At 64.8% G+C, this 25,525-nt stretch carries 27 protein-coding genes; 10 read left to right on the top strand and 17 right to left on the bottom strand.

Annotation, left to right across the window (positions count from 1 at the left end; all coding sequences use genetic code 11):
- Positions 1 to 13: 13 nt before the first annotated feature.
- The 6 genes from ACFSUD_RS12945 to ACFSUD_RS12920 form a co-directional block, all read right to left on the bottom strand.
- On the bottom strand, positions 14 to 358 hold the full coding sequence (locus ACFSUD_RS12945; protein ID WP_386375025.1) for a DUF1428 domain-containing protein: 345 nt from the start codon (positions 356 to 358) through the stop codon (positions 14 to 16).
- A gap of 49 nt (positions 359 to 407) precedes the next feature.
- Complete coding sequence (locus tag ACFSUD_RS12940; RefSeq protein ID WP_386375024.1) at positions 408 to 1,472, bottom strand: HesA/MoeB/ThiF family protein; 1,065 nt, start codon at positions 1,470 to 1,472, stop codon at positions 408 to 410.
- Entirely contained in the window at positions 1,472 to 1,951 is a 480-nt protein-coding gene (gene dut, locus ACFSUD_RS12935) for a dUTP diphosphatase (protein ID WP_386375023.1), read from the bottom strand. Before dut ends, ACFSUD_RS12940 begins: the two co-directional genes overlap by 1 nt.
- Positions 1,944 to 3,167, bottom strand: a complete 1,224-nt coding sequence (gene coaBC, locus ACFSUD_RS12930) for a bifunctional phosphopantothenoylcysteine decarboxylase/phosphopantothenate--cysteine ligase CoaBC (protein WP_386375022.1) — start codon at positions 3,165 to 3,167, stop codon at positions 1,944 to 1,946. Before coaBC ends, dut begins: the two co-directional genes overlap by 8 nt.
- Positions 3,168 to 3,228: 61 nt before the next feature.
- Positions 3,229 to 3,996, bottom strand: coding sequence for a ChaN family lipoprotein (locus ACFSUD_RS12925; protein ID WP_386375117.1), 768 nt, complete (start codon positions 3,994 to 3,996; stop codon positions 3,229 to 3,231).
- 35 nt (positions 3,997 to 4,031) lie between these two features.
- Positions 4,032 to 4,910 carry an RNA polymerase factor sigma-32 gene (locus ACFSUD_RS12920; RefSeq protein ID WP_386375021.1) on the bottom strand — a complete coding sequence of 293 codons (879 nt, stop codon included), beginning with the start codon at positions 4,908 to 4,910 and terminating at the stop codon, positions 4,032 to 4,034.
- A 94-nt stretch (positions 4,911 to 5,004) separates the two neighbouring features.
- On the opposite strand from ACFSUD_RS12920, the gene cobU reads away from it, so the two are divergent.
- The 3 genes from cobU to ACFSUD_RS12905 all read left to right on the top strand — a co-directional run bounded on the left by cobU (position 5,005) and on the right by ACFSUD_RS12905 (position 7,747).
- Entirely contained in the window at positions 5,005 to 5,526 is a 522-nt protein-coding gene (gene cobU, locus ACFSUD_RS12915) for a bifunctional adenosylcobinamide kinase/adenosylcobinamide-phosphate guanylyltransferase (protein WP_386375020.1), read from the top strand.
- Positions 5,523 to 6,104: a histidine phosphatase family protein gene (locus ACFSUD_RS12910; protein ID WP_386375019.1), complete on the top strand. Its 582-nt coding sequence runs from the start codon at positions 5,523 to 5,525 to the stop codon at positions 6,102 to 6,104. The genes cobU and ACFSUD_RS12910 overlap by 4 nt, the downstream gene beginning before the upstream one ends.
- 128 nt (positions 6,105 to 6,232) lie before the next feature.
- Positions 6,233 to 7,747 (top strand): YifB family Mg chelatase-like AAA ATPase, encoded by a 1,515-nt coding sequence (locus ACFSUD_RS12905; RefSeq protein WP_386375018.1) that lies wholly within the window; start codon positions 6,233 to 6,235, stop codon positions 7,745 to 7,747.
- Between the two features lie 21 nt (positions 7,748 to 7,768).
- On the opposite strand, the gene gshB is transcribed toward ACFSUD_RS12905, so the two are convergent.
- From gshB to rsmI, 3 genes are read right to left on the bottom strand one after another with little or no spacing between them, the layout of a single operon-like run.
- Complete coding sequence (gene gshB, locus ACFSUD_RS12900; protein WP_386375017.1) at positions 7,769 to 8,704, bottom strand: glutathione synthase; 936 nt, start codon at positions 8,702 to 8,704, stop codon at positions 7,769 to 7,771.
- A 57-nt stretch (positions 8,705 to 8,761) separates the two neighbouring features.
- A complete protein-coding gene (locus ACFSUD_RS12895) occupies positions 8,762 to 9,142 on the bottom strand; it encodes a YraN family protein (RefSeq protein WP_386375016.1) in 381 nt (126 codons plus the stop codon).
- A 3-nt stretch (positions 9,143 to 9,145) separates the two neighbouring features.
- Positions 9,146 to 10,015, bottom strand: coding sequence for a 16S rRNA (cytidine(1402)-2'-O)-methyltransferase (gene rsmI, locus ACFSUD_RS12890; RefSeq protein ID WP_386375015.1), 870 nt, complete (start codon positions 10,013 to 10,015; stop codon positions 9,146 to 9,148).
- Between the two features lie 87 nt (positions 10,016 to 10,102).
- On the opposite strand from rsmI, the gene ACFSUD_RS12885 reads away from it, so the two are divergent.
- Together ACFSUD_RS12885 and ACFSUD_RS12880 are read left to right on the top strand one after the other, a co-directional pair.
- Positions 10,103 to 11,287, top strand: a complete 1,185-nt coding sequence (locus ACFSUD_RS12885; protein WP_386375116.1) for a penicillin-binding protein activator — start codon at positions 10,103 to 10,105, stop codon at positions 11,285 to 11,287.
- Between the two features lie 16 nt (positions 11,288 to 11,303).
- Positions 11,304 to 14,090 carry a [protein-PII] uridylyltransferase gene (locus ACFSUD_RS12880; RefSeq protein ID WP_386375014.1) on the top strand — a complete coding sequence of 929 codons (2,787 nt, stop codon included), beginning with the start codon at positions 11,304 to 11,306 and terminating at the stop codon, positions 14,088 to 14,090.
- Positions 14,091 to 14,103: 13 nt separating this feature from the next.
- Here ACFSUD_RS12880 and ACFSUD_RS12875 read toward each other — a convergent pair whose 3' ends face one another.
- Together ACFSUD_RS12875 and ACFSUD_RS12870 are read right to left on the bottom strand one after the other, a co-directional pair.
- Complete coding sequence (locus tag ACFSUD_RS12875) at positions 14,104 to 15,237, bottom strand: aminodeoxychorismate synthase component I (protein WP_386375013.1); 1,134 nt, start codon at positions 15,235 to 15,237, stop codon at positions 14,104 to 14,106.
- 21 nt (positions 15,238 to 15,258) lie between these two features.
- Complete coding sequence (locus ACFSUD_RS12870) at positions 15,259 to 15,552, bottom strand: Dabb family protein (protein ID WP_386375012.1); 294 nt, start codon at positions 15,550 to 15,552, stop codon at positions 15,259 to 15,261.
- A gap of 192 nt (positions 15,553 to 15,744) precedes the next feature.
- Here ACFSUD_RS12870 and murJ point away from each other — a divergent pair, with 192 nt between their 5' ends.
- Positions 15,745 to 17,286 carry a murein biosynthesis integral membrane protein MurJ gene (gene murJ, locus ACFSUD_RS12865; protein WP_386375011.1) on the top strand — a complete coding sequence of 514 codons (1,542 nt, stop codon included), beginning with the start codon at positions 15,745 to 15,747 and terminating at the stop codon, positions 17,284 to 17,286.
- A 64-nt stretch (positions 17,287 to 17,350) separates the two neighbouring features.
- On the opposite strand, the gene queF is transcribed toward murJ, so the two are convergent.
- From queF to ACFSUD_RS12835, 6 genes are all read right to left on the bottom strand, one after another.
- Positions 17,351 to 17,815, bottom strand: a complete 465-nt coding sequence (queF, locus tag ACFSUD_RS12860) for a preQ(1) synthase (protein ID WP_386375010.1) — start codon at positions 17,813 to 17,815, stop codon at positions 17,351 to 17,353.
- A 17-nt stretch (positions 17,816 to 17,832) separates the two neighbouring features.
- The gene (gene queE / locus ACFSUD_RS12855) at positions 17,833 to 18,540 is read right to left on the bottom strand and encodes a 7-carboxy-7-deazaguanine synthase QueE (RefSeq protein ID WP_386375009.1); all 708 of its coding nucleotides are present in this window, start codon (positions 18,538 to 18,540) and stop codon (positions 17,833 to 17,835) included.
- Positions 18,537 to 18,890 (bottom strand): 6-carboxytetrahydropterin synthase QueD, encoded by a 354-nt coding sequence (gene queD / locus ACFSUD_RS12850; protein ID WP_386375008.1) that lies wholly within the window; start codon positions 18,888 to 18,890, stop codon positions 18,537 to 18,539. The genes queE and queD overlap by 4 nt, the downstream gene beginning before the upstream one ends.
- Positions 18,890 to 19,591 (bottom strand): 7-cyano-7-deazaguanine synthase QueC, encoded by a 702-nt coding sequence (gene queC / locus ACFSUD_RS12845; protein WP_386375007.1) that lies wholly within the window; start codon positions 19,589 to 19,591, stop codon positions 18,890 to 18,892. Before queC ends, queD begins: the two co-directional genes overlap by 1 nt.
- Positions 19,592 to 19,820: 229 nt before the next feature.
- Positions 19,821 to 20,042: a hypothetical protein gene (locus ACFSUD_RS12840; RefSeq protein ID WP_386375006.1), complete on the bottom strand. Its 222-nt coding sequence runs from the start codon at positions 20,040 to 20,042 to the stop codon at positions 19,821 to 19,823.
- Positions 20,043 to 20,399: 357 nt separating this feature from the next.
- The gene (locus tag ACFSUD_RS12835) at positions 20,400 to 22,037 is read right to left on the bottom strand and encodes an SGNH/GDSL hydrolase family protein (protein ID WP_386375005.1); all 1,638 of its coding nucleotides are present in this window, start codon (positions 22,035 to 22,037) and stop codon (positions 20,400 to 20,402) included.
- Between the two features lie 276 nt (positions 22,038 to 22,313).
- Between ACFSUD_RS12835 and ACFSUD_RS12830 the strand changes: the two genes are divergently transcribed.
- The 4 genes from ACFSUD_RS12830 to ACFSUD_RS12815 form a co-directional block, all read left to right on the top strand.
- Positions 22,314 to 22,958, top strand: coding sequence for a GntR family transcriptional regulator (locus tag ACFSUD_RS12830; RefSeq protein ID WP_386375004.1), 645 nt, complete (start codon positions 22,314 to 22,316; stop codon positions 22,956 to 22,958).
- Between the two features lie 107 nt (positions 22,959 to 23,065).
- Positions 23,066 to 23,623: a biotin transporter BioY gene (locus ACFSUD_RS12825; protein ID WP_386375003.1), complete on the top strand. Its 558-nt coding sequence runs from the start codon at positions 23,066 to 23,068 to the stop codon at positions 23,621 to 23,623.
- Positions 23,620 to 24,636 carry a biotin synthase BioB gene (gene bioB / locus ACFSUD_RS12820; protein WP_386375002.1) on the top strand — a complete coding sequence of 339 codons (1,017 nt, stop codon included), beginning with the start codon at positions 23,620 to 23,622 and terminating at the stop codon, positions 24,634 to 24,636. Before ACFSUD_RS12825 ends, bioB begins: the two co-directional genes overlap by 4 nt.
- A 496-nt stretch (positions 24,637 to 25,132) precedes the next feature.
- The coding region (locus tag ACFSUD_RS12815; RefSeq protein ID WP_386375001.1) for a hypothetical protein at positions 25,133 to 25,525 on the top strand (393 nt) is incomplete at its 3' end.

Below are 25,525 nucleotides of genomic sequence, written 5' to 3'. Positions count from 1 at the left end.
TGTCCGGGCCGGTTCAGAGCGTTTCGAAGCCGCCGTAGATCATCCGCTTGCCGTCAAAGGGCATGGCGCCCATATGTTCGGTCATCTCGGCATCGGCCATGGCCTCCTTCATGCCTTTCTCGGCGGCCTCGGCATCGGGCCAGGCGATCCAGGAGAAGACCACAGTTTCGCCGCTGGCGCATTTGACCGCCATCGGGAAGGAGGTCACCTCGCCGTCGGGGACATCAACGCCCCAGCAATCGACCACTTCGAGCGCGCCATGGCGGCGGAAGATCGGCGCCATGGCGCGGCTCATTTCCGCATAGGCCTGTTTGTTGGCGTCAGGTACCGCGCAGACCATTCCGGTGACATAGGGCATCGCATCCTCCTGTTTTGCAGCGAGACGCAGCATAGCACGTTTTGAGGAGTCAGGCGCGGCGCGTGTCGGCGCAGACCGGGCAATCCGGGCGGCGGCTGAGCGCGATCTTGCGGCTTTCGCCATAGAGCGCGTCAAAGATCACCATCTCGCCGCGAAGGTTGCTGCCCGCGCCGGTGATCAGCTTGATCGCCTCGAGCGCCATCATCGTGCCCACCACACCGGGCAGCGGGCCGATCACCCCTGCTTCGGCGCAGGAGGGGGCGAGCTCGGCCGCCGGGGCTTGTGGGAAGATACATTGATAGCAGGGAGCGTTGCGGGCCGGATCGAACGTGCTGAGCTGGCCCTCCCATTGGCTGAGCGCGCCGGAGACCAGCGGCAGCCCGGCCGCGACGCAGGACCGGTTGACCAGATAGCGGGTCTCGAAATTGTCGGTGCCGTCGAGCACCAGATCGTAATCCTGCAACAGCTCGGCCGCGATCTCCTCGCTGAGACGCCGGTGATAGGGGCGCAGGGTGACGAAGGGGTTCTGCGCGGTGACCTCGGCCTGCGCCGAGAAGACCTTGGGCATGCCGATGGCGCTGTCCTTGTGGATCACCTGGCGCTGCAGGTTGGTGTTCTCGACATCGTCATCGTCGATCACCCCGATGGTGCCGACCCCGGCGGCGGCGAGATATTGCAGGACCGGCGCGCCGAGCCCGCCTGCGCCGACCACCAGCACCCGCGCATCGCGCAGCGCCTTCTGTCCGGCCCCGCCGATCTCGCGCAGCACGATATGGCGCGCATAGCGGTTGAGCTCGGCATCGGAGAACCCGGGCTTCTCCCCCAGCCCGCGCAGCGCCGCCGCTTCCGCTTCGCGCTGCCCGGCGCGTCGGTGCAACCCGCCAAGCATCGAGCGGTAGGTCCAGACCAGCGCGAGCGCCCCGCCGAGCAGCAACCAGGGCGCCGCGCTTCCCCCCGTCGCCATGCGCAGCGGGTTCCCCACGGGGAACAGCAGATGCAGGAGAAGCAGCACCGCATAGAGCAATGTCAGCAGCCCGAGACGCAGGCGGCGCGGGACGCCGAGCCAGCCGCCGCCGAACCAGATCGCCGCGGCGAGGATCAGGACGAACAGCATCAGCCGATCCCGGTGGAGCCGAATCCGCCGCTGCCGCGCGCGGTTTCATCCACCGTGTCGGCGGTTTGAAACGTCGCCTGCAAAACCGGCGCAACCACCATCTGCGCAATCCGCATGCCGTGTTCGATCAGGAATGGTTCCTGCCCGCCATTGAGCAGGATCACCCCGAGCGGCCCGCGGTAATCGGCATCGATCGTCCCGGGAGAATTGGCCAGCATCAGCCCGTGTTTCAGCGCCAGACCGGACCGCGGGCGCAGCTGCACCTCATGACCGGGCGGGATTTCCAACCGCAACCCGGTGCCGATCAGCGCCCGCTGCCCCGGGGCCAGGGTCACCGCGCCTTCCGGCAGATTGGCGCGCAGATCGGCCCCGGCGGCCCCGTCCGACGCATAGGCGGGCAGGCCGAGGGAGCGATCCGCGCCGGGTTCCCACATCACCCTGACGATAACCGTTGCGTCCTGTTCCCTCACGTCAGCCATCCGCCGCAGGCTGGGATTGCAGGGCACCCAGGGCGGCGGCGATACGCTCCGCCAGCATCGCCGCGACCGCGTCCTTGCCCATGCGCGGCCAGCTTTCCGCGCCCGCCTCGCTGATCAGCGTCACGGCGTTTTCGGCCCCACCCATGATCCCGGTCGCGGGAGAGACATCATTGGCGATGATCCAGTCGCAGCCCTTGCGCAGCCGCTTGGCGGTGGCGTTCTCGAGCACGTCATCCGTCTCGGCGGCGAAGCCGACAACCAGCGCCGGGCGGTCCTTGCCCATATGGCTCACCTGTTTGAGGATGTCCGGGTTCTCGGCAAATTCCAGCACCGGCAGCCCGTCCTTCGATTTCTTCAGCTTGCGGTCGCTGGCGCTGGCCATGCGCCAGTCGGCCACGGCCGCGGCGAAGATCGCGGCATCGACAGGCAGCGCCGCCTCTACCGCCGCCAGCATCTGTTGCGCGGTCTGCACCTTCACCAGCTCCACGCCTTCGGGCGGTGGCACCTCGGCCGGGCCGGTGACGAAAACCACCTCCGCCCCGAGCGCGACCAGCGCCCGCGCCAGCGCGCTGCCCTGCGCCCCGGACGAGCGGTTGGCGATATAGCGCACCGGGTCGATCGGCTCATGGGTCGGGCCGGAGGTGACCAGCAGGCGTCGCCCCGCCAGCGGCCCTGCCCCCAGCACGCCAATGATCGCCTCGAGGATCTCCAGCGGCTCCGCCATCCGCCCCGGACCGTATTCGCCGCAGGCCATGTCGCCGTCATTGGGGCCCGCCACCGCCACGCCATCCCCGCGCAGCACCGCGAGATTGCGCTTCGTCGCCGGATGATCCCACATCCGCACATTCATCGCCGGCGCGATCAGGACCCTCGTGTCGGTCGCCAGCAACAGGGTGGAGGCCAGATCGTCGGCATGACCCTGCGCCATCTTCGCCATCAGATCGGCGGTGGCGGGGGCCACGACCACCAGATCGGCGACGCGGCTCAGCTGGATATGACCCATCTCCGCCTCGTCGCCGAGATCGAAAAGGTCGCGGTAGAGCTTGCGCCCGGCCAGGGCCGAGACCGACAGCGGCGTGACGAATTGTTCTCCGGCAGAGGTCAGCACCGGCGTCACCACCGCACCGCGCTCGCGCAGACGCCGGATGAGATCGAGCGACTTGAACGCCGCGATACCGCCGCCGATGATCAGCAGAATATGTTTGCCTGCCAGCATGAAGCGTCTCCTTCCGCCCCGAGCATAGGGCGCGCCCCGTGCTTCTGCCAGCCCCGCCGCCTCAGCGCAACTCCGCGCAGGGGTCGTCCCGTGTGACAGCAGGCGCATCGAGGATGAAGTCATAGCGACCGGGGAGCAATTCACCCGCCTCGGTCTGGCCCAGCGCGAAGATCTGCAGCGTCGGTGCCGCATGGAGCAGCAAGGCAGGAGCGCCCCAGTCCCGGCGGGCGTGTCCATTGCCGGTGATCACCACGACCGGGCCGCCGGTCTCATCGAAAGCCTTGAGAGCCGCCCGGGCCAGCGCCATGTCGCGCAGCCGCTGTGCTGTCACCATCCGCGGCAAAAGATCCTCCGGCAGGGCGTCACAATGCACGGCGCGCTGCAGTGCCTCCCGCGCTTCCTGCTCCTGCGGCGCCAGTGCCCGGTCGAGCCCGAAACGCTCGGCCCCCTCGATCGCCCCGAGATCCTTGTCCAGCATCTCGCGCAAAGCGACGCGTCCGATCCCCGCCCCGACGAGAAGTGCCTCGGGCGCAGCTGCGAAAATCGGGTGATAGAACGCAAAATCCGGCCAGCCGCCTGCGTCCCAATCGAGTGCCAAAGCAAGGGTCGGCGCATCCCGGCGATCCACATCCGCCGCCGCAACGGCCTGTGCCGGGCTCAACATTTCGAAGACCAGCGCCCTGGGCCGCAGATCCCGCACCCAATCGGCCTGAACTTCATGATGCGCCGGATTGTCGTGGCGTTCGCCGAGAAAAATCACTTGGGCCGTCCGCGCCGCATCTGGGGCCGCCTGCGCCGGGACACAGGAAAAAAGCGCCGCGGCAAGCACGACGCCCTTGAGGACCGATAATATTAACAGGGCGGTCACATCAGGAAGTGAAAGACTTCGCTCGACTGGTTTTCGAGCGACCGGCGCATCTTGGTAAAGGCTGCTGCCTCGAGCTGGCGCACACGCTCCTTGCTGAGCTTCAGCTCGTCACCGAGGCTCTCAAGCGTGCGCGGCTGATCGCGTAGCTTGCGCTCGCGCACAATGAATCGCTCGCGTTCGTTGAGACTCTGCATAGCGGTCAGCAACCAGTTGCGCAACTGCTCGGTATCATGCCGGTTCTCCACCGTTTCGGCCGCCTGGGCGCTTTCGTCCACAAGCGCATCGATCCACTGACGTCCCTCGTCCTCGGCCGATTGCGTGGCGTTGAGCGAATAATCCGATCCCGACAGCCGCCCTTCCATCATCTCGACATCCTGCAGCGGTACGCCGATCTCGGTGCTGATCATCTGCCGCAACTGGTAGCGGTCAAGAATCTCGCCGCTGGCCGAGGCCTCGCGTTCCAGCCGCGCCTGAACCCGGCGCATGTTGAAGAACAGCGATTTCTGCGAGGAGGTGGACCCGGTGCGCACCATGGACCAGTTGCGCATCACGTGATCCTGGATGCTCGCCTTGATCCACCACACGGCGTAAGTCGAAAACCGCACCCCGCGATCCGGATCGAACTTGTCCGCCGCCTTCATCAGGCCGAGCCCGGCCTCCTGGATCAGATCGTTCATCGGCGCGCCATAACGCTTGAACTTCGCCGCCATCGAAATGGCAAGCCGCATATAGGCGGTGATCAACCGGTGCAGCGCCGCCTCGTCACGCCGGTCGCGCCAGGCATAGGCCAATTCCAGCTCCGTCTCCGCATCGAGAAGCTCCGCTTTCATCGCCGTCCTGGTCAGCGAAAACTCATGTGCCGTCTGTATTGTCATGCAATCGTCCCCCATCCAACGTGGCACATCTTGTGATGAACCCTTGTGAGAGATACGCAGGAGGTCGCGGTTTGGTTCAAAAATTGGAAGAAAGATGTTGCCGAAACGGATACTCGTTCTAGGTGGCGCCGCCTCCGGCAAGTCGCAATGGGCGGAAAACTGGGTGAAATCCAGCGGTCTGGCGCAGGTCTATATCGCTACGGGCAGGATCTTCGACAACGAGCTCGCCGCCCGGGTCGCGATCCACCGTGCCCGCCGCGATGACGCCTGGCAGGAGATCGAGGCCCCGCTCGATCCCGGCGCAGCGCTGGGCCAACTCGACCCGGGGCACGCCGCCCTGATCGATTGTGCCACCATGTGGCTCAGCAACCACCTGATGGAAGAGACCGATCTGGCCGCGGCAGAGACGCGGCTCATCGAGGCCCTGCGCGCGAGCCGGGCCACCTGGGTCATCGTCAGCAACGAGGTCGGACACGGTATCGTGCCGCAGAATGCGTTGGCGCGCCAGTTCCGCGAGGCACAGGGACGGCTCAACATCGCCCTGGCGGCCGAGGCGGATGTCGTCCTGCAGGTGATCGCGGGGCTACCGCGACTGCTGAAAGGCAGCCTGCCATGACCACATGGCACTGGATCCGCCATGGCCCGACCCATGAAAAGACCTTCGTCGGCTGGCGCGATGTCCCGGCCGATCTCTCCGACGGCGCACAGATCGCCCGGCTCTGCGCGCTGCTGCCGGAACGCGCCTTGCTGCTCTCCTCTGACCTGATCCGCGCCAGCGCCACCGCCGATGCGCTGGCCCTTCCGGGGCATCGCCGCCTCCCGTCAACCAAGGCCCTGCGCGAATTGCACTTCGGACGCTGGGACGGGCTGCATTTTGCCGAAGTCGCGCGCCGCGATCCCGAGCTCAGCCGCGCCTATTGGGAAACCCCGGGCGACATCATCGCCCCGGATGGCGAAAGCTGGAATCAGACCGCGGCCCGGGTGAACGCCTTCGTCGACGAGATGAACCGGGCGCATCCCGCGGGGGAAATCATCGCGGTGGCGCATTTCGGCGTCATCCTGACCCAGATCCAGCGCGCCCTCGCGACCTCGCCGCAAGAGGCCATGGCGCATCGCATCGACAATCTCTCGCTCACCCGCCTGCATCATGAAGAAGACAGCTGGCGGGTCGAACGGATCAACCATCGCGCCTGAAGCGCCGCGATGCCGCCACCCGTTTCTTTATGCGTCAAATACTCAAATCCCGACCGCGCCTCTCAGCGTTAACGCTTCCTAAACTCCCCTTGCACCATCCTTAACCAAACACCGGAGGGGGAGGACAAATGGTTGCGCGCGCCTATACGGTCGCCTTTCAAGGGGTCGATGCGCGGATGATCGAGGTCCAATGCGCGATCAGCGCGGGCCTGCCCGCCTTCGCCATTGTCGGCCTGCCGGACAAGGCGGTTTCCGAAGCGCGGGAACGGGTGCGCGCGGCGCTCGCCGCCATGGCCATCGCCCTGCCCTCGAAACGCATCACCGTCAATTTGAGCCCGGCGGACCTGCCCAAGGAGGGCAGCCATTTCGACCTGCCGATCGCCCTCGCCCTGCTCACCGCGCTGGAGATCCTGCCCGAGGACGTGACCCAGAATGTCCTCGCCCTGGGAGAATTATCGCTCGACGGCTCGCTGGTGCCGGTGCTCGGCGCGCTGCCCGCGGCGATGGCGGCCGCGGCGCAGAACCGCAGCCTGCTCTGCCCCGCCGCTTCCGGGGCCGAAGCCGCCTGGGTCGGCGGCGCGCAGGTGATCGCGGCGGCGACGCTCGGCGATGTGGTGCGCCATTATACCGGCCAGGTGCCGCTCGCCCCGGCCGAACCGGGCGAGGTCACGGCCCTGCCAGACGGGCCCGATCTGCGTGACGTCAAGGGACAGGAACGCGCCAAACGGGCGCTGGAAATCGCCGCGGCGGGGCGCCATCACCTGCTGCTGGTCGGCACGCCGGGCTCGGGCAAATCCATGCTCGCGGCGCGCCTCTCCTCGATCCTGCCGCCGCTGAGCCCGGCGGAGGCGCTCGACACGTCGATGGTGCATTCCCTCGCCGGACTGCTCGACGAAGGCGGCATCTCGCGCGCCCGCCCGTTTCGCGAGCCCCATCACACCGCGTCGATGGCGGCGATCATCGGCGGCGGACGCCAAGCCCGTCCGGGCGAAGTCTCGCTGGCCCATAACGGCGTGCTGTTCATGGACGAATTTCCCGAATTCCCCCGCCAGGTGCTCGAAACCCTGCGGCAGCCGCTGGAAACCGGCGAGGTGATGATCGCCCGGGCAAATGCCCATGTGAAATATCCCTGCCGCTTCACGCTGATCGCCGCCGCCAACCCGTGCAAATGCGGCTATCTCACCGATGCCGCCCGGGCCTGCGCGCGGGTGCCGAGCTGCGGCGAGGATTACCTCGGGCGGATCTCCGGGCCGCTGATGGACCGGTTTGATCTGCGCGTCGACGTGCCGCCCGTAGCCTATACCGATCTCGACCTGCCCGCCACCGGCGAGAGCTCCGCGCAAGTCGCGGCACGGGTGGCGGCGGCCCGGCAGATACAGGAAAGCCGCTTCGCCGGGCTTGCGGACATGCAGCTCAACGCCGATGCCCAGGGAGAGATCCTGGAGCGGATCGCGGCGCCGGACGGCGAGGCGCGCGCCCTGCTCGGCAAGGCTGCCGCGCGTTTCCAGCTCTCCGCGCGCGGCTATCACCGGGTCCTGCGGGTGGCGCGCACGATTGCCGATCTCGACGGGTCGGAAACCTTGCACAAGGCGCATCTCGCCGAAGCGCTCAGCTTTCGCCTGTCAAGCTCGATGGGCGCCTGAAACCCCGCGCGCAGCCTGTTCTCAGTCGAGCCGCGCCGCGATAGCCTCCCAGATCTGCCCGGCGACATTGACACCGTCGAAACGCTCGAGTTCCTGGATCCCGGTCGGGGAGGTGACGTTGATCTCCGTGAGATAATCCCCGATCACGTCGATCCCGACGAAGATCTGCCCCTTCTCCCGCAACAACGGTCCGATCTGCGCGCAGATCTCCAGGTCGCGCTCACTCAGGCCAACCTTCTCGGGCCGACCGCCGACATGCATGTTGGACCGGGTCTCGCCCTCCGCAGGCACCCGGTTGATCGCGCCGACAGCCTCGCCATCGACCAGGATCACCCGCTTGTCGCCCTTTGACACCGCGGGCAGGAACTTCTGCACGATCAGCGGCTCGCGGGAGAACCCGGTGAACAATTCATGCAGCGAGACGAGGTTGCGGTCATTGGCGTCGAGCCGGAACACCCCGGCGCCGCCATTGCCGTAAAGCGGCTTCAGGATCACATCGCCATGGCGCGCCTTGAATGCCTTGATCGTATCGAGATCCCGCGCGATCGTGGTCGGGGGGGTCAGCCCGGGGAAATCAAGCACCAGAAGCTTCTCGGGGAAATTGCGCACCCAGAACGGATCATTGACCACCAGCGTCGTGTCGCGCAGCCGTTCGAGCAGATGTGTGGAGGTGATGTAATGCATGTCGAACGGCGGGTCCTGGCGCAGCCAGACGACATCGTAATCGGCCAGATCGACCTCGCGCTCGGGACCGAGCGCCACATGGTCTCCCGCCACCCGCTGCACCGTGAAGTCGTGACCGCGGGCGGTGATCCGCCCCTCCTGATAGGCCAGATGATCCGGCGTATAGAAAAACAGCGAATGACCGCGCGCCTGCGCTTCCTCGGCCAGACGAAAGCTGCTGTCGGCATTGATGTTCACGGTCCCGATCGGGTCCATCTGAAAGGCAATCTTCATGGCCATCCCCTTGCTGTCGCACCCTAGATGGCCCAGCGCGGGACGGGGCGCAATGGGTCAGCCCTGACCGAAGGCGTTTTCGATGATCTCGAATGCGCCGCTGGCATCGACCAGCGCGACGTCAAAGCGTACGTCGGTAAGCGCGCCCCGTGGTTCCTGTCCGAGAAATTCGGAGGCCGAGGCATAGATCCGCCGCATTTGCCGCGCATTGAGCCTTTCGGCGGCGAGGGCGATGCTGCGGCTCTGTTTGACCTCGACAAAGATCAGAGCTTCGCCGTCCCGCAGGATCAGGTCAATCTCCCCTCCTGTACCGCGCCAGCGCCGTCGCGCGACGCTGATGCCCCGCCTTTCGTAATCCTGCGCGATGCGGTTTTCCGCCGCGGCGCCCGCATGATAGGCCCGCTGCCCGCGGAATTGTCGAATGGCTCTCGCTGTCATCGCTCAATCCTTCCCGCCCGGTTTGCCCAGCGCCAGCGCTGCCTGATAGACCTGCCGACGCGGCAGGGCATGCGCTTGCGCGACCAGATCGACCGCATCCCGCATCGACATTTCGCTCAAGGCCCGGCTCAGATCCGACGTTAGGTCCATTTCGCTAACAGAATCTGAACGGCTTCGATCAATCAGCACCACGACCTCGCCCTTCGGGCTGTTCTGCGCATATTTTTCCGCCAATTCCGCGAGATTGCCGCGTTGCACCTCTTCGAATCGCTTGGTCAATTCCCGGCACATCGCCGCCTGACGGGTGGCCCCGAGCGTATCGGCGGCATCTTTCAGCATGGCGCCGAGACGTTTTGGCGATTCGTAGAATGCCAGCGTGCCCGGCACGTCGCGCAGCTTTTCGAGCGCGGCGCGGCGGGGGCCCCGAGCATTGGGCAGAAACCCGGCGAAGAAAAAGGCATCCGTCGGCAGACCGGCCAGTACCAGCGCAGTGAGCACGGCAGACGGGCCCGGCGCGCAGGTCTGCATCAGTCCGGCCTCGGCCGTTGCTCGGGACAATTCGAACCCCGGATCGGCGATCAGCGGCATCCCGGCCTCGGAGGCATAGGCGACCGACCGGCCCTCGCGGACCGCCGTCAACAGCCGTTGCTGCACAGCCGTGCCACTGTGATCATGCAGGGACAGCACCTGCCGACCGTCAAGGCTCACGCCGTGGATTTCCAGAAGGCGGCGCAGACTGCGCGTGTCTTCGGCAGCCAGCAGATCGGCACTCGCCAGCACGTCGAGCGCGCGCAGCGTGATGTCGCGCGCACTGCCGATCGGTACGCCGACGAAATAGAGCCCCGGGGCGAGTGCGACTTTTTGGTAATTCAACGCTGGACCCGCCTCTTGCACGTTCTATGATTACGCCACCGCCAAACGGCATCCGCCATTGTCGCCACACCTGGGAGTGAAACCATGATGATCGCCTTTTTTCACCTGCTGCGCAAGCGGATGCACCTGTTGCTCCTGCCCTTGCTCGCGCTCGTTCTTGCCGCCTGCGAACCTGCGGCGATGGGCGGATTGACCGGCGGTCCGGGGCCGAAGATCGACGCGTCAAGACCGGTGCCCGTGGCGCTGCTGGTGCCGCGCGGCGGCTCGGCGGGCGACAATATTCTGGCGCAGAATCTGGAAAACGCGGCGCGGCTGGCGATGCGGGACCTTGATGGGGTGGAGATCGATCTGCGCGTCTATGGCACCGCGGGCAATGCCGCCACGGCGGCTCAGGTGGCCACGCAGGCGGTGAACGACGGCGCCAAGGTCATCCTCGGGCCGGTCTATGGCGAGGCGGCCAACGCGGCGGGCGTGGCCGCGGCGGCGCAGGGCGTCAACGTCTTGTCCTTCTCCAACAACCCGACGATTGCGGGCGGCAATGTCTTCGTCCTCGGGCAGACTTTCAATTCCACGGCCAACCGTCTGGTCTCCTACGCCAAACGCCAGGGTCGTGACCGGATCGTGATCCTGCACGCGCAGGATGTCGCCGGGCAGCTCGGCCGGGCGGCGATCGAACAGGCGATCGCGCGGCATGGCGCCTCCCTTGCGGGGGCGGTCGATTATGCCAACAGCCAGGAATCGGTTCTCGCCGCGGTGCCGCGGGTCAAGGCGGCAATCGACGGTTCCGGTGCCAATGCGCTGTTCCTCACCACCTCGTCGGCGAGCGCGCTGCCGCTCTTCGCGCAGGTTCTGCCGGAGGCCGGTATCCAGGCGGCAAGCACCCAGTATATCGGCCTGACTCGCTGGGATATCCCGCCGCAGACCCTGGCGCTGCCCGGTGTGCAGGGCGGCTGGTTTGCCCTGCCCGACCCTTCCGCGACGCAGGCTTTCTCAAGCCGTTACAGCGCCGCCTATTCTTCGACGCCGCATCCGTTGGCGGGGCTGGCATTCGACGGGATCGCCGCGGTCGGGGCATTGGTCAAGTCCGGTCGTTCGAATGCGCTGTCGAGCTCGTCGCTGACCCAGGGGGCCGGGTTCAAGGGGGCGAGCGGCGTCTTCCGCCTGCGCAATGACGGCACCAACGAGCGCGGTCTTGCGGTGGCCACGATCCGCGATCAGCGCGTGGTGATCATCGAGGGGGCCCCGCAGGGCTTCGGCGGCGCCGGCTTCTGAGCCGGGTCGGCCTGCCGTGTTTCCCCGCAGCATCGTTCTGCCTCCTCCGGGCGCGGCTGACCAGTCGCGCCTGATCGCTGCGCCGGAGGAGATTTTCGATGCCGAACGGATAGAGCGGGAGGTTCGCGCGGCCTGTGAAGGGCTGGAAGGGGCCGCCTTGCGGGCCGAGGCGGTCGCGCTGCTGCTGCAGGCGCAGAAACAGGGCCGGGCGGAGATCGCCCGCGGTTTCGCCGCCGCGCCCTTCGATGCGCGGGCAATGACGCGCTCCTATACCTGGCTGACCGATCACCTCGTGCAATGTGCCTTGCGCGTTGCGGTATCGCTGCTGCATCCCAAGCCCAACCCGACCCATGGCGAGCGCCTTGCGGTGATCGGCGTCGGCGGCTACGGCCGGGGCGAGATGGCCCCGTTTTCCGATGTCGATCTGCTGTTCCTGATCCCCTACAAGGCCACTGCCTGGACCGAGAGCGTGATCGAGAGCATGCTCTACATCCTGTGGGATCTGAAGCTCAAGGTCGGCCATGCCACGCGCACCGTGCGGGATTGTATCCGGCTCGGCGCCGAGGATTTTACCATCCAGACATCGCTGCTCGAACATCGCTTCATCGCCGGGGATACCGCGCTGGCGGCGCGGCTCGCCGAGGCCCTGAGGAAGGATCTCTTCGCGGGGTCCGGGCGCGAGTTCATCGAGGCCAAGCTCGAGGAACGGGACGCGCGGCATCTCAAGCAGGGACAGCGCTATGTGGTCGAACCGAATGTGAAGGAAGGCAAGGGCGGGCTGCGCGACCTGCATTCGCTCTACTGGATCGCCAAGTATATTCACGAGGTGGACGATCCGGCCGACCTGGTCAGCAAGGGCGTTTTCCGCGCCGACGAATACGAGACCTTCAAGGCGGCGGAGAGCTTCCTCTGGGCGGTGCGCGGCCATCTCCACCTGATTGCCAACCGCGCCAACGAGCAGCTCACCTTCGACATGCAGGTGCAGGTCGCCGAGGCGATGGGCTATCGCGATCTGCGCGGGCGTCGCGGGGTCGAGATCTTCATGCAGGCCTATTTCCGACATGCCACCGCGGTGGGCGATCTGACCCGGATCGTGGTGACCGGGCTCGAGGCGATGCATATCAAGGCCGGGCCGCTGCTGGAGCGGATTTTCCGACGCCGCCCGAAGATGCGCGGCGGTTATGAGATGGTGCATAACCGCATCGCCATCAAGGACGACGCCGACTTCCTGTCGGACAAGCTGAACCTGCTGCGCATCTTCGAGGAGGCGCTGCGCACCGGCATGCTGATCCATCCGGATGCGATGCGGCTGGTCAAGTCGAACCTTTCCCTGATCGACGACGGCATGCGCGAGACACCGGAGGCGCAGCGGATCTTTCTCGACCTGCTTCTGAAACACGGCAATCCGGAGCGCGCCCTGCGGCGGATGAACGAGCTTGGCGTGCTCGGCGCTTTCATCCCGGAATTCGAGAACATCGTCGCGATGATGCAGTTCAACATGTATCACAGCTACACGGTGGACGAACATACGATCCAGTGCATCGCCAATCTCGCGCGGATCGAGAAGGCCGAGCTGGTGGAAGAACTGCCCGTCGCCTCGTCGATCCTCAAGCGCGGGGTGAACCGGCGGGTGCTCTACGTGGCGCTGCTGCTGCATGACATCGGCAAGGGCCGCCCCGGTGATCATTCGATCCTCGGCGCGCGGATGGCGCGGCGCATCGCGGCGCGGCTGGGGCTGAAACGTGACGAGATCGACACGATCGAATGGCTGGTGCGCTATCATCTGCTGATGTCGGACATGGCGCAGAAACGCGACATCGCCGATCCGCGCACGGTGCGCGACTTTGCCAAGGCGGTGCAGACGGTGAAGCGGCTCGATCTGCTCTGCGTGCTGACGGTCTGCGACATCCGCGGCGTCGGACCGACCACCTGGAACAACTGGAAAGCGGTGCTGATCCGCAATCTCTACAAGCAGACGGCGCAGGCGCTGGAGACGGGACTTGAAGATCTGAACCGCGAGAATCGCGGCGCCGGTGCCAGGAAGGCGTTGCGCGAGGCACTGTCGGACTGGCCGCGCAAACAGTTGAAGATCGAGACCACGCGCCATTATCCGCCCTATTGGCAGGGGCTGCATGTCACCGCGCATCTGACCTTCGCGCGGATGCTGCGCGACATCGGCGAGGGCGACATCTGCATCGACCTGCACCCCGACGAGGACCGCGACGCCACCCGCGTCTGTTTCGTGATGGCCGATCATCCGGGGATCTTCGCGCGGCTCGCCGGAGCGCTGGCGCTGGTGGGGGCCAACGTTGTCGATGCGCGCAGCTACACGACCAAGGATGGCTACGTCACCGATGCGTTCTGGATACAGGACAGCGAGGGCAATGCCTATGAGGCCAGCCGCCTGCCCCGGCTGCGCAGCATGATCGAAAAGACCCTGCGCGGCGAGGTGGTGGCGCGCGATGCGCTGAAGAGCCGTGACAAGGTCAAGAAGCGCGAACGCGCCTTCAAGGTGCCGACCCATATCACCTTCGACAACGAGGGTTCGGAGATCTACACGATCATCGAGGTCGATACCCGCGACCGGCCCGGCCTGCTTTATGATCTGGCGCGCACCATGGCCTCGGCCAATGTCTATATCGCCAATGCGGTGATCGCGACCTATGGCGAGCAGGTGGTCGATACCTTCTATGTGAAGGACATGTTCGGGCTGAAATATTACACCGAAGCCAAGCAGAAGATGCTGGAAAAGCGCCTGCGCGAGGCGATCGCCGCCGGGGTCGAACGCGCGGCGGAGGGCTAAGCCGCGCGGCCTGTCAGGCCGGATCGAGTGCTGCGAAACGGGCTTTCAGCAGCGCCTCGTCATATTCCTCGCGCGCGGTGCTGTCATGGACGACACCGCCGCCGACATTGACCCGCACACCGCCCTGCGCATCGCAGATCAGCGTGCGGATCGCGACGCTGAAGGACATTGCTCCGTCCGGGGCGATCCAGCCGATGGCGCCGCAATAGGCCTCGCGCGGAGCGTCTTCCAGTTCGCGCAGGATCTGCATGGCGCGGATCTTCGGGGCGCCGGTGATCGAGCCACAGGGAAAGAGGCTGGCGAAGATCTCGGCGATGCTGACGTCGCCGCGCAGTTCGGCGGTGATGCAGGAGGTCATCTGATGCAGCGTGGCATAGGTCTCGATCGTGAAGAGCTGCGGCACCCGGACGCTGCCGATCCGCGAGATCCGGCTGATGTCATTGCGCAGCAGATCTACGATCATCAGGTTCTCGGCGCGGTTCTTTTCGGAAGTTTCGAGCCAGCGCATCCGCTCGGCGTCCTCGGCCGGTGTGGCGCCGCGCGCCACCGTGCCTTTCATCGGACGGGCGGTCAGTCGGCCCGCGGCATCAACGCCGAAGAACAGTTCCGGCGAGCGCGACAGCAGCGTCGGCCCGCCAAGATCGACCAGTGCGCCATGCGGCGCCGGCTGTTTGCCGCAGAGCCGCGCATAGAGCGCGTCGATGCTGCCATGCCGCTCTGCTTGCAGCGGAAAGGTCAGGTTGGCCTGATAGATGTCTCCGGCAGCGATATAGTCGCGGACCCGGGCGAAGGCGGTTTCGTATTGCTCGAAGCTCCAGAGCGGTTCGAGCGGGCCGAGCTCGGCCGGGGTGTCATCGGCTGTCGCAATGGCGGGCTGGGGTGCATGAAAGACCCCGAAATGCAGCAGCGGCAGGTCGCGCGGCTCGGGCAGCAGGTCGCGCAGCTTGTGCGAGAACAGATAGCCGAGCTCATAGCTGGCATAGCCGGCGAGCCAATGGCCCTGCCCCTGCGCCTCCTGCAGCGCGGCAAGGGCGTCCGGCACTTCCTCGGGTCGTGTCGCGCGGATCAGCCGCCGGGGCGATGCAAAGAGACTGCCGCCCGGCAGCGGGCCGTGATCGAAGATCACCCGGGGCTCATGCGTGCTCATCGTTGCAGAATCCTCGCAGGGTCAGAAATCGGCGGCAATCCGCAGGTCGCGCATCGGTTTGACGACCTTGATCGCCGCGTCATAGATCGGGTCGGCCTTGTAGGCCGCGTAATCCGCCTCGCTGGCAAATTCGGCATAGACCACCACATCGACCTCGCTGGAGAAATTGTCGCTGCGGGTGTTGCGGCGCACTTCGAAGACCTGCGAATGCGGGATCTCGGCGAGCATCGACAGGCCTTCGATGATCTTCGGAATATCCGCCTTGTCGCGGGCGCTGAAGAACACGGTGTGGCGGATCGCGGGTCTCTTTGTCACTTCTCTACCTGTGTTGTCTGTTGCGGCATCCGGCGCGGCGCGCGCCGTGCCTGCTAAGACCACATTGCCGGACACGGAGCAAGAACGGCGATGCGGCGCCTGGGCGATGCGCGTCGCATCGCCGGGAGCGATTGCGCAGGGGCCGCGCCCGCGCTAGGCAGGCGTCAGTCCCCTTTCCAAGGCATCTTGCACATGAAACCCATCCGCCTCATGTCCGGCTTCTTCACCGTCGGGCTCTGGACCCTGCTGAGCCGCGTGTTCGGCTTCCTGCGCGAGGTGATGATCCTGTCGCTGATCGGCCCGGGCCCGGTCATGGATGCCTTCGTGGCGGCCTTCCGCCTGCCCAACATGTTCCGCCGGTTCTTCGCCGAAGGGGCCTTCAACGCCGCCTTCGTGCCGATGTTCGCCAAGAAGCTCGAAAGCGAGGAAGGACCCGGCGGGTTTGCCCGCGACGCTTTCAACGGACTTGGCTTTGTGGTGCTCGTCCTGACCGGGCTCGGCATGGTGTTCATGCCCGGTCTGGTCTGGCTGACCGCCGAGGGTTTTGCGGGCGATATGCGGTTCGATCTGACGGTGGGCTACGGACGGATCGTCTTTCCCTACATCCTCTGCATGTCGCTCTCGGCGCTGTTTTCCGGCATCCTGAACGCCACCGGGCGCTTCGCCGTGGCCGCGGCCGCACCGGTCCTGCTCAACGTCTTCGTGCTCGCCGCGCTCAGCATCGCGGCGCTCACCGGGGGCAGCGCGATCACCTGGCTGATCTGGTCCATCCCGATCGCCGGGGTGGCGCAGCTTGCGCTGACCTGGCGCGCGGCGGCGGCGGCAGGCTTCGCGCTGCGCCCCTCGCGACCGCGCTGGAACAGCGACATGCGCGCGATGATCGTCATCGCCCTGCCCGCGGCGCTGGCCTCGGGGGTGATGCAGGTCAACCTCGTGGTCGGGCAGTTGGTGGCGAGCCAGTATGACAAGGCGGTATCCTGGCTGTTCGCGGCCGACCGGCTCTATCAACTGCCGCTCGGCGTGGTCGGAATCGCGGTCGGCATCGTGCTGCTGCCGGACCTGTCGCGCCGCCTGCGTGCCGGGGACGACGCGGGAGCGCAGACCGCGCTCAGCCGGGCCGCCGAAGTCTCGCTGGCGCTGACCATCCCCTCTGCCGTGGCGCTGATCGTGGTGCCTTTCGCGCTGGTCTCGGTGCTGTTCCAGCGCGGTGCCGCCTCCGCCGATGATTCCGCGGCGATCGCTACCGCCGTGGCGATCTACGGGCTCGGCCTGCCGGCCTTCGTGCTGCAGAAAATCCTGCAGCCGGTCTATTTCGCCCGCGAAGACACCCGTCGCCCGTTCTATTTCGCGGTGGCGGCGATGGTGATCAATGCCGCGGCCGCCATCGGCCTCGCCCCGTTCGTCGGCTGGATCGCCCCGGCGATTGCCGCGACACTGGCAGGCTGGGCTATGGTGGTGCTGCTGGCGCTTGGCGCGCGACGCTTCGGCCCCGCGGTCAGCTTCGACGCCCGGTTCCATCGACGTATCTGGCGCATCCTGATCGCCTCGGCGGTGATGGGGCTTGCGCTGTGGCTCGGCAATGCGGCGCTGCAGCCTTTCCTCGGTCTGCCCTGGTGGCGCGGCCTGGCGCTTCTGGCGCTGATCGGCATCGGCGCGGTGAGCTATTTCGGCAGCGGCCAGATGCTCGGCGCCTTCCAGCTTGGCGAGTTCAAACGGGCCATGCGACGGGGATAGAAGGCTTTGCGACCGCGTGTCACGCCGGGCGCGGCGGCGCGCCGCTGCGACCGGCGCTCGCCCTTCAGCCGCGCCCGCGATAGGGTGGCACGCCCTGGTCCGGCAGCCACAGATCCTTCGGCACGGGTCCGGTCTGCCAGAAGACGTCGATCGGAATGCCGCCGCGCGGATACCAATAGCCACCGATCCGCAGCCATTGCGGCTCCAGGAAATCGGCCAGTCGGCGCGCGATGGAGATGGTGCAATCCTCGTGAAAGGCGCCGTGATTGCGGAAGGAGGTCAGAAACAGCTTCAGCGATTTCGATTCCACCAGCCAGGATCCGGGCGCGTAGTCGATCACCAGATGCGCGAAATCGGGCTGGCCGGTCATCGGGCAGAGCGAGGTGAATTCCGGCGCGGTGAAACGCACGTTGTAGGTCACGTCGGCCTGCGGATTGGGCACCCGTTCGAGCTCGGCATCCTCGGGGTTGGCCGGAATGCGGGTTTCGCCGCCGAGCTGTTTGAGATTGCTGTAGATGTCATCGTTCATGAATGTTCTCCGATGGGTCAGACGCCGCGTTTGTTGCCCCAGATCAGGACGTGGAGCTGCGGCAGGATACGGGGGGTGAACCAGCGATCGCCCATCGCCCTCTCGGTCAGCCATTCCAGCCGGGCCGCCAGCGCCTGCAGATCGACGGGCGTCTCGGGATCGACCTCCGGGTTGCCGGGCTGGAGATAGAGCGGCAGATGCGCATGAAGGGCGTGGGCCTGCTTGGCCCATTGATAGTCGATCTCGTCGAAAATCACGATCTTCACCACCGTCTGCCGCGCCGCGCTCCCGGCTGAGACACATTTGGCGAAAGCGTCCCAATCCACGGTTTCCCCGCTCGAAGGCGGTTTGGGCGAAAGCACCAGCGTGTCGAGCTCAGCGAACCAGGAGCGTGCCACGGAGCCTTGGGTCTCGCAGGCGAAGCGGTAGCCCGCGGCCCTGCCCCGCGCGATCAGCGGACCGAAATCCTGAATCGCCGGATTGCCGCCGCTGAGCGAGATTGTGAGCGGCTCTCCCTCCGACAGCCGCAGCACCTCGTTCCAGACCGCCTCGGGGCTCATTGATGCCCAGCTGTGGCGATGGCTGCTGTCGACAGCGTGCAGGCTGTCGCACCAGCTGCAGCGATAATCGCAGCCCCCGGCGCGTACGAAGACCGTAGGCTCGCCGATCAAGGCGCCCTCGCCCTGGATCGTCGGACCGAAAATCTCGGCAATGCGCAGGCTCATGGCCGGTATTCCGCCCAGGTCTTCGGCGTCTCGCTGACCCGCACGGCGCTGGTCTCGGGCCAGCGCGCGCGGCACCATTCAAAGAAATGCCGGGCCATGTTTTCGGCGGTGGACGGGGCTTCCATGACATCGTTGAGATGCCGATGGTCGAAACGTTCGTCGATATAGGTCTTGAGCGGTGCCAGATCATGGTAATCGCGCACAAAACCGTCAGCGTCGAGGCTTTCGGCGGTCAGTTCCACCATGACGATGTAATTATGCCCATGCAGGCGGGCGCATTGATGATCTGTCGGCAGGTGGGTCAGCTGGTGGGAGGCCGAAAAGTGGAATTCCTTGCTGATACGGAACATCAGTTGCCCTCCCGCTCGGCGAGGGCCGTGACCCAATAGTCAGGATCGGCATAGCGCGTCGGATCGGCGATCCCGGCGAGATGAAAGGCCTCGCGCCGCTCCACGCAGGTGCCGCAGCGGCCGCAATGCAGCGCTCCGCCCTTGTAGCAGGACCAGGTTTCGGCGAAGGGCGTGTCATGCCGCGCCCCCGCGCGTACGATGTCGGCCTTGCTGCGTTCGACAAAGGGCGTGTGCAGGCGCACATCGGCATAGCCATCGAGCGCGGCACGCTGCATTGTCTCGAAAGCCTGCGTGAACGCCGGGCGGCAGTCCGGATAGATGAAGTGATCGCCCCCATGCACCGCCGTGGCGACGGCCGCGTCGCCATTGGCGGCGGCAATCCCGAAACCGATGGTGAGCATGATCGCGTTGCGGTTGGGCACCACGGTGAGCCGCATCGTGTCTTCGGCGTAATGGCCGTCGGGCACGTCGATATCGTCGGTCAGCGCCGAGCCGGTGAGCGCGGCGCCGATCGGACGCATGTCGATGAGATGATGCGGCACGTTTAGACGCCGCGCGGCGGCGACGGCAAAATCGAGTTCCTTGCGGTGCCGCTGACCGTAATCGAAGGAGACAAGCCGGGTAAGCTGGTGTTGATCGGCGACGATATGGGCGAGCGACACGGAATCGAGTCCGCCCGAGCAGATAACGAGAGTTTTCATTTTGGGCCCTTGTTTTGTTCTCCGGGTAGGCTGCGACCGGATGGCGGGGCGTCTAACCGCATTTCCCGCCGTCTGCAACAGCGGGCAGGCGCGACTGCGCCCGAAAGCATCGGCAGCAGATGAGGATGTCCGCCGCTGTCGGGCCGGGCGAGCGCCCGTGACCAGGCAGGCGCGGCCCCGGGGCGAGGCGCGAAGCTGATCCGCGCCCCGTCATGTCTCCTGGCTGCGCTCAGTAGCGCGGTCGGCTGCAAACGCCGGCGTCGTCACAGAATACACCCGCAAGCCCGCCGATGATGGCACCGCGGTCGCCGTTCCCCTTGACCGCCTTGGCCGCGCCATACCCGAGAGCTGCCCCGACGAGGCCGCGCTCCATATCAGTGTCGATTGCGACGCCCGGTGCGCAGGCTGACATGAGGGCGGTGGCTGCGATGAGCGGGTAGATGAGTTTCATGTTTTTCTCCTGAGGGGCCGACACTGCGTCGGCGGTATTGCGGATACCGGGAGTTTGCGGGGAATCATGTTTTCCCGTCCTGCCGATGCATAGGCTCATGCGACAGGCGCGCGTTGTTATACGATCACCGAGAGGCTTTCTCGGCGTGCTATCGGATAACAACGCTTCCTTCCCGCTCAACTCTGTGACGATATCGGGCGAGAGCGGAGCGATCCTGAACCGATTCCACAATTATGATCAGACACTTAGATGTTGGTGATCTGCAACAGGCTTGGATAGCGGATCATCCTGCCTGAAACCTGCGCACCGGATCACTGCGCCGAGCCGTTTCGGTTCAGCCGGTGCGAAATCGCAGGCTCAAACGGCAGGGACGTCGGTCGGAGCCGGTACGAGACCCCAATAGTCAGCCTCCTGAAACCACGCGCGATCCCCCAGCACGTCCTCGACCTGATCCCGTCCGTTGATGGCGATGACCGTCTCGATACTGCTTGCGGAAATGCCGAGGGCGTCCAATACGCTCGCAGCCCCATCGGTTTCGAAGGCGCCGAAAGTGGGGGCGTCCAATACCAGGTACAACGTGTCACTGCCGATCCCGCCGCGGAAATAGTCCTGGCTCGGGGACGAATCGCCTTCAAGAATATTCTCGATGAAGATGAAAGTGTCGTCCCCCCAGCCCCCTCGGACAACATCGCTGCCCAAGCCGTCGATCAAAACGTCGTTGCCCGAACCGCCATAGACCGTATCGTTGCCGCTGCCCCCGGAGATCAGGTCGTCTCCGTCCTTTCCGCGCAGGATATCATCGCCCGCGCCGCCTGATGCGATGTCATCGCCCTCTCCCACAAAGAGCCGGTCGGCGCCGGTCCCGCCGAAGACGATATCGTCGCCGTCCAGGGCGATGACCGTGTCGTTGCCACCGTTGGCGAACACGGCGTTGTTGCCGTTGTCCTGGATGTTGAGGGTCCCGAAATCGCTCAACGAGGACGTGCTGCCGCCCTCCATGACGAAGGCCGTGAAGGCGCCCCATGCCTGATGCACGGCTTCGGCGGGGTGAATGGGATCCCAGAAACCGACCTGATCGGAATCAAAGCCGGAGCCGTCGATCAGCAGATCGGAGCGCTCGGCGACGATGCCAAAGCCGCTTGGATCCTCCGCGATCGCCTCGGAGAGCGCCGCGTAATCGATGATCTGCACATCGATCCCCTCGGAACGCAGGGATTGGGCTCTCTGGGTCAGCAAGCCATTGTAGATGCCCAAAACAATGTCCGAGAGACCCGCGGAGAAACTGTCGAGATCATCCGCGCCGGGGAAGAAGGTAGGCGACGGCAAGGTGCCGAAATAGACGGTCCCGATGCCGGCGTCGCTCAACCTTCTTGCTGCATCCTCAAGGGCTGCGGGCAGGTTGCTCAGCGCGAATTGGACAGCGCCCAACACCTCCAATATCGATGCATCCGGGTCTTCGAGCGTATCACCGACGATGTCCCGGAAATCGTTCAATCCGATGAAGAGAACAGCCTTCGAATCGGCGGAGACGGTGCCGGAACTGGCGGCCACGAAACGATCGAGCTGAGCGCCGAGATTGGAATCATAACCGGTTCCGTCGCCGAACGGCTCTTGTGACCCGAGGGCCCGCGCGCCGGCATTCGCGAAATTGGCAATGGGGTGCCCCGTCAGGTCCGCGAAATAGGTCGCATGGGTGAATTCATTCGTGACGGCCTTCTGAGGCCCGAGTTCGGATCCCTGAGTCTGTGCGAGCGCCTGCTGCTCAGCCAATAACCCGGCCTGCTGTCGGGCGATGGCAATCTCTTCGGGCGTCGGGTCGGGGCCGAGATCCGCAATCAGAACCGGCAGTATCTGTTCGGTCAAAGCATCGACAAGGGCGCCGAATATGACCCCGACATCCGTGAGACTGTCGCCAAAATACGAGACATGCGCGTTGTGTATAGACATGGGCCAATCCTTTGCAGCGAGCCTGATTGAACGAATTTCGTCGGGCAATGGTAACACGATGCAGGGTACGCCCCGGAACAAGGGAGGGCGTCCGGGCTTCGGACCGATATGGCCAGTGAAGCATCCTGATCTGCAGTTTGGTGCTGTTGCTGGGCCCGATCAAGTCTTTCTGGGCTGCCACACGGGAAACCGGAGAAGCCTGGGTCAATGGGAAGAGGGGCGGTGATTTTCTGACTGGACCAGTATATCTGGTGGCGAACTTGCCGAAATGGGGCTTACGGCAGCCTTCTTAAGCAATGGTTTTTCGCGGGTTACCTATCGTTTATGAGTACAGAGATCAAAGAGACGCGGTCCGAGAGCATCGCGAGAGTTTTGGCGGAACGGATCATCTTGGGGAAGATCAGCCCCGGGGCCCGGCTCCGGCAGGATCACATTGCCGCTGAGTTCGGCGCGAGCCATGTCCCCGTGCGTGAAGCATTTCGCGCGCTGCAATTGCAGGGTTTGGCGGAAGCTTTGCCCCGGCGCGGCTTTCGTGTGACCGAATTCGACTTGGCAGAGCTGCGTGAGGTGGCGGAGATGCGTGCAAGCCTCGAGTCACTGGCGCTTCGCCATGCGGCATCAAACATGAACCGCGATATCTTGCGCGAGGCTGAAGAAGTTACCCGGCGCGGCGATACGGCCCAAAATGTCCGCGAATGGGAGGCGGCGAACCGGCACTTCCACCGTCTGATCCTGACTCCCTGCAATATGCCCCGCCTGCTTCGCACCATTGATGATCTGCACATGGCAAGCGCGCGTTTCCTCTTCTCAGCCTGGCGCCGAGGCTGGGAAACCCGCACCGACTATGAGCACCGCCGCATCCTCGAAGCCCTTCGCAGGGGCCAGACCGAGCGGGCCTGTACAATCCTGTCTCGGCACGTCGGCTGGATCGGAATCCGCTCCAGTTCGAGGAAAAATATCAACCTATAGAACAGGTTAATAGTTATCCCGGAAATTATCTATAAAGCAGATTGAGCAGGTGATCGTTTAAGCTCTCTATCGTGGAATAAATTATGACCCACTTTGGAGGACCCTCTATGTCATCACTTGCATTCCGCGTTGCACATCCCCAGTCCAGCTGGCGTCTGATCGCTTTCGCGGCGCTCGGGGCGATGGTCATCACCCTGGGTGCGAAGATCCAGATCCCCTTCTGGCCTGTGCCAATGACGCTGCATACTTTCGCAGTCTTTCTTTGCTCGGCCTTGCTCGGTCCGCGTGCGGCAGTGGCCGCAATGCTGACTTACCTCGGCGCGGGCGCGATGGGGCTCCCGGTCTTCTCCGGCTCACCGGAGCGCGGGATCGGACTGGCCTATATGGTCGGCCCTACGGGTGGCTACCTTCTGGGCTTTCTCGTCGCTTCCGGGCTCGTTGGTTGGCTTGCGAAGGGGCGCGGATGGCTTGGCTGCGCGATTGCGATGCTGATTGGTCTCATGGTGGTCTACGCGACAGGCCTAGCATGGCTTGCGATATTCGTTCCGAGCTCAAAGCTCCTGGCCGCAGGTCTTGTTCCCTTTCTCCTGGGCGACCTGGTAAAGATAGCGATTGCCGCCATGCTCGTATCCGGCGCGGCGCGGCTGAAGGGAGCGATGAAATGATCAAGACGGATTGGACCTTCGAGGACGCGAAAAAGCTCTACGCCCTTCCGTTTCCCGAGCTGACATTCCGGGCACAGACGATCCACCGTGAGCATTTTGACGCAACTGCGATCGAAACGGCGAGTCTCCTCAGCATCAAGACGGGGGGATGCCCGGAAGATTGCGGCTACTGCTCGCAGTCGGCCCACTACAAAACCGGCGTCAAGGCGACCAAGCTCATGTCTCTCGAAGACGTGCTCGCCGCTGCGGCCCGCGCAAAGGCTGCCGGCGCGCAACGATTCTGCATGGGGGCTGCCTGGCGCAGCCCCAAGGACCGCGATATGGACAAGCTCTGCGATATGGTGCGCGGCGTGTCCGAGATCGGGCTCGAGACCTGCATGACGCTCGGCATGCTGTCCCCGGAACAGGTGGATCGCTTCAAGAAGGCCGGACTCGACTTCTACAACCACAACATCGACACGTCGCCCGAATACTACCCCGAAATCGCGGCCACTCGAACGATGAATGACCGCCTCGAGACCGTCGACCTGGTCCGAAAGGGTGGGATCAATGTGTGTTGCGGCGGCATATTGGGCATGGGGGAAACAGAAGACGATCGCATTTCGATGCTGGTCACCTTGGCCATGCTGCCAAACCACCCGGGCAGCGTGCCAATCAACCTGTGGAATGAAATCGAAGGCGTTCCGGTCCAGGAGCGCGCGAAGGACGTCGAGCCGTTCGAACTGATCCGCATCATTGCCTTGGCACGGATCATGATGCCGAGATCGGTTCTTCGCCTCTCCGCCGGCCGGACAGGCATGAGTGACGAACTTCAGGCCTTGTGTTTCCTCGCGGGAGCAAATTCCATCTTCGTCGGCGATCAGCTTCTCACCACCGAGAACCCCTCACCGGGGAGCGATGCCGAGCTGCTTAAACGACTTGGGATGCATATCGCTCCAGCGAGGCTTCCCGAAAACAGGGCTGATCAGAAGCGCGATCAGAACAAGGAGTTCGCTCACGCTGTTCAATGTTGACGGAGTGAGCAGCCACCGGCCCCGGTCGCCGAACAGGCCGACCGGGGTGTCAGCTTCCCGGACAGCGCCAGGGAACGAATGGAGTCTCCATCGAAAAGTATCCAGATGATGTCAGGATTGGCTAAGCCCAGCCATAGAAATGAAAAAGGCCGCCCAAGGCGACCCATTCAAATCGTATGAAATGGTATAGTGGCGGACCGAGGAGAACCTCCCTAAACCACCAATTTCAATGCCTTATGTGAATTTAGACAAAATTCCGGCCCTATGCTTTCCAATGAGTTGTTCCGGCCAGTGTCTAAGGAGCTGAGCCAGAAACGCCGTCAAGTCCCGATGTTTTCGGTCCATACCCGAAACATTTGCGCTGGCGCTTGTTCAACCGGCGCCATGCCGACCGGAAGTCGCGGAAGTCGCTCGGCCCCGAACGAAGACAACGAGGTGATCGAACACCTGCACTTGACCCGGACCTCGATCCGGAAACTCCGCAATGGGAGATATCATGTTCGACACCACACCACAGGCCGTTCAATCCGGCACTATCCCCGCGACAGCGCTCGATGAGCTGCTCGCGTTCGTCGGCATGCACCGGGACGCGCTAATCGATGCGGCGGGCCTGCTCGGCGCAGACCCCGGCATCCGGCTTGCCCAGGCAGCCCTCGACGGGCTGGCCGAGCCGGGGACACCGTCGCGCCGCACGATGCGGGCATTCGGAGATCTCCTCGACCTGCTCAAGCTCGAGCATGTCCACGATACCACGCGCATCGAAGCGCGGTTGTTCGCCGTGATCGATCCTGCCAGCGCCTGTGCCGAGGAGATCGTAAGCGGTCGCGGGATAGCACTGTCGGTTCAGCTTGACGTCCTGAAGTTCCACGGCAGCAGATCGTCGATGCGG

The sequence above is a fragment of the Sulfitobacter aestuarii genome, assembly GCF_042685005.1.
Taxonomy (GTDB): domain Bacteria; phylum Pseudomonadota; class Alphaproteobacteria; order Rhodobacterales; family Rhodobacteraceae; genus Sulfitobacter; species Sulfitobacter aestuarii.
The sequence above is the reverse complement of the archived record's forward strand: the minus strand, read 5'-3'. Positions and strand labels throughout refer to the sequence as shown.